Origin of the sequence: Dietzia sp. Cai40, from assembly GCF_014145165.1 — a bacterium.
GTDB classification, from domain to species: domain Bacteria; phylum Actinomycetota; class Actinomycetes; order Mycobacteriales; family Mycobacteriaceae; genus Dietzia; species Dietzia natronolimnaea.
In genome coordinates this window covers 1-2,513 of record NZ_JAALEB010000121.1, presented here as the reverse complement: position 1 = coordinate 2,513, position 2,513 = coordinate 1, and the positions used below count along the sequence as shown (strand labels likewise).

The following is a 2,513-nucleotide window of genomic DNA, read 5'->3' as shown; positions in this document are numbered from 1 at the left end:
CCGCGGGGCCGTCGGAGACGTGAGGATTCGGCGCAACTGGGTCCCCCGTCGGTCGGCACGCTGCCGGTGAGCGCGGTGTGGGAGAGACCGTATCGGGACGACGGGAGCGCGCCGGGCCGCGTGCCGGGGGCCGGACGGGAACCTGTGGAGGAGCGGGGCCCTGTGGAGAGGGCGGGACGGATACCCGCTACGACGACGAGCCGGACGCGGAGCTCGACGAACCCGAGCTCGACGACGAGGCCGAGCCCGCCGACGAACCGGCGCTCGAGCCGGACGTCGCCCCCGCCGACGAGCCCGAACCGGACGAGCCGGAACCCGATGAACCGGAGCCGGACGTGCCGGAAGACGACTTTCCTGAGCCGCCCCCGGTCGTGGACCCCGACCCGGCGGCGCGGCTGTCCGTGCGGTAGAAGCCTGAACCCTTGAAGACCACGCCGACGGTGTTGAACAACTTCCGCAGCCCACCGTCGCACTTCGGGCAGACAGTGAGCGAGTCCTCGGTGAAGGACTGCTGGATGTCGAAGGCGACGTCGCAGTCGCGGCACCGGTACGAATAGGTGGGCATCTGGCCTCCGGGGCAGAGTCGGATATCGACTGGCACTCTACCCTCCCGAGTGCCAGGTGCTAAAAGTCGAGGACTCCGTCAGGGGTGACGACCCCGGTCACGGGTCGGTCGTGCGGCTCGGACGGGACATGGTCGAGCACGTCCTCCGGATCCAGGACCGCCAGCAACCGGGTGTCCGGCCGGGCGAGCGCGAGCGTGCGGTCGTAGTAGCCGCCCCCTCGGCCGAGCCTGGTGCCGGTGCGGTCGACGGCCACCGAGGGCACGAACACGAGATCGGCCTCGGCGATCCGGTCCGGTCCCTCCGGCGCCGCGGACGGAACGGGGATGCCGAACCGGCCCGGACACAGGTCCGCCGGCCCGGCGTACGCCGCCCAGCCGAGCGGCCCCACAGTGGGGGAGACCGGCAGGAGCACCTGCGCCCCCGCCAGCGCGAGCGCCTCCGGCAGATCCGGTCCGCCGGCCTCGTCGTCGTCGGGAACGAACGCGCAGACCACCATCCCCTCCGTCACCACGGAGGCCAGGTGCTCGCGGATCGCCCGGTCACGCTCGGCGCGCACGGACGCGGGGACCGCCGCGCGGCGCACACGCACCGCACGACGTACCGCGGACTTGTCCTGATCCATCACCCCAGTGTGCCGTCAGTGGTCCGGACGTAGCGGCCCGGTCCGCCGTCTATGGTGTACGCCATGACGTCCCACGCCTCGCCCGACTCGCAGTTCCGGACCGCGGTCGTCCCGGCCGCCGGCCTCGGGACCCGGTTCCTGCCCGCCACCAAGACGGTCCCCAAGGAGTTGCTCCCCGTGGTGGACACCCCGGGGATCGAACTCATCGCCGAGGAGGCGACCGAGGCGGGAGCGGGTCGGCTCGCGATCGTGACCTCCGAGCGCAAGGTCGGCGTGATGGCGCACTTCTCCGAGGACCTGGTCCTCGAGGACACGCTGTCGGACCGGGGCAAGGACGTCCTGCTGCACAAGGTCCAGCGCGCCCCCGGGCTCATCGAGGTGGTGGACGTGCGCCAGGACGAGCCGTTGGGTCTGGGGCACGCGGTCGCGCAGGTGGAGCCGGTGCTCGGTGACGAGGAGGAGGCCGTCGCCGTGCTCTTGCCGGACGACCTGGTCCTGCCGTTCGGGATCCTGGGCCGGATGTCACGGGTCCGCGCGGAACGTGGCGGCAGTGTCCTGTGCGCGTTCGAGGTCAGCCCGGAGGACGTCTCCTCCTACGGGGTGTTCGAGGTCTCCGACACGGATGATCCGGCCGTCAAGCGGGTGCTCGGCATGGTCGAGAAGCCGGCCGCCGAGGACGCGCCGTCCAACCTCGCGGCGGCCGGGCGGTACGTGCTCGACCGCGCGATCTTCGACGCGCTCCGGCGCATCGAGCCGGGCGCCGGCGGGGAACTGCAGCTCACCGACGCTATCGACCTGCTGATCAACGAGGGGCACCCGGTCCACGTGGTGGTCCACGACGGCACCAGGCACGATCTCGGCAATCCCGGCGGGTACATCAAGGCCTGCGTGGACTTCGCCCTGGACAACCCGGCCTACGCCGACGAGCTCCGGGAGTGGCTGGAGGGCCGGCTCGGCCGCTGACGGCGCCGTCGCCGCGGAATGGTGCCGACCGGGCGCTACCCTCTCCCACAGGGACCCGGTGGTCGGCCCGCCCGCTGTGGCGTGACACCGCTGCACGGTCAGCGACTTTCGTACGGGAAGGGGACACCTGGTGCGCTCCGTCGAGGAACAGCTCGCACTGGTGACGGCGGCCGCGGTCGCCCCGAGACCGGTACGCGTGTCGATCTCGGAGGCGCAGGGCCTGCTGTGTGCCGAGGAGGTGGTGGCCGAGCGCCCGTTGCCCTCGTTCGACCAGTCCGCGATCGACGGGTACGCGGTCCGCAGTGTCGACATCCGGGTCGGCGGCCCGGTCGATGACGCCGGGGACGCCTCCGGCGGGCCCG

Annotated in this window: 3 protein-coding genes and 1 pseudogene; 2 read left to right on the top strand and 2 right to left on the bottom strand. The window is 72.2% G+C overall.

Features of this window, described 5'->3' with window-relative positions; all coding sequences use genetic code 11:
* Positions 1–187 precede the first annotated feature (187 nt).
* A complete protein-coding gene (locus tag G6022_RS05650) occupies positions 188–565 on the bottom strand; it encodes an FmdB family zinc ribbon protein (RefSeq protein WP_182641565.1) in 378 nt (125 codons plus the stop codon).
* 59 nt (positions 566–624) lie between these two features.
* A complete protein-coding gene (locus tag G6022_RS05645) occupies positions 625–1,188 on the bottom strand; it encodes a 5-formyltetrahydrofolate cyclo-ligase (RefSeq protein WP_182691145.1) in 564 nt (187 codons plus the stop codon).
* Between the two features lie 63 nt (positions 1,189–1,251).
* Between G6022_RS05645 and G6022_RS05640 the strand changes: the two genes are divergently transcribed.
* The gene (locus tag G6022_RS05640) at positions 1,252–2,151 is read left to right on the top strand and encodes a UTP--glucose-1-phosphate uridylyltransferase (protein WP_182617844.1); all 900 of its coding nucleotides are present in this window, start codon (positions 1,252–1,254) and stop codon (positions 2,149–2,151) included.
* Between the two features lie 130 nt (positions 2,152–2,281).
* Positions 2,282–2,513: pseudogene (locus G6022_RS05635) on the top strand (molybdopterin molybdenumtransferase); the annotation flags it as partial.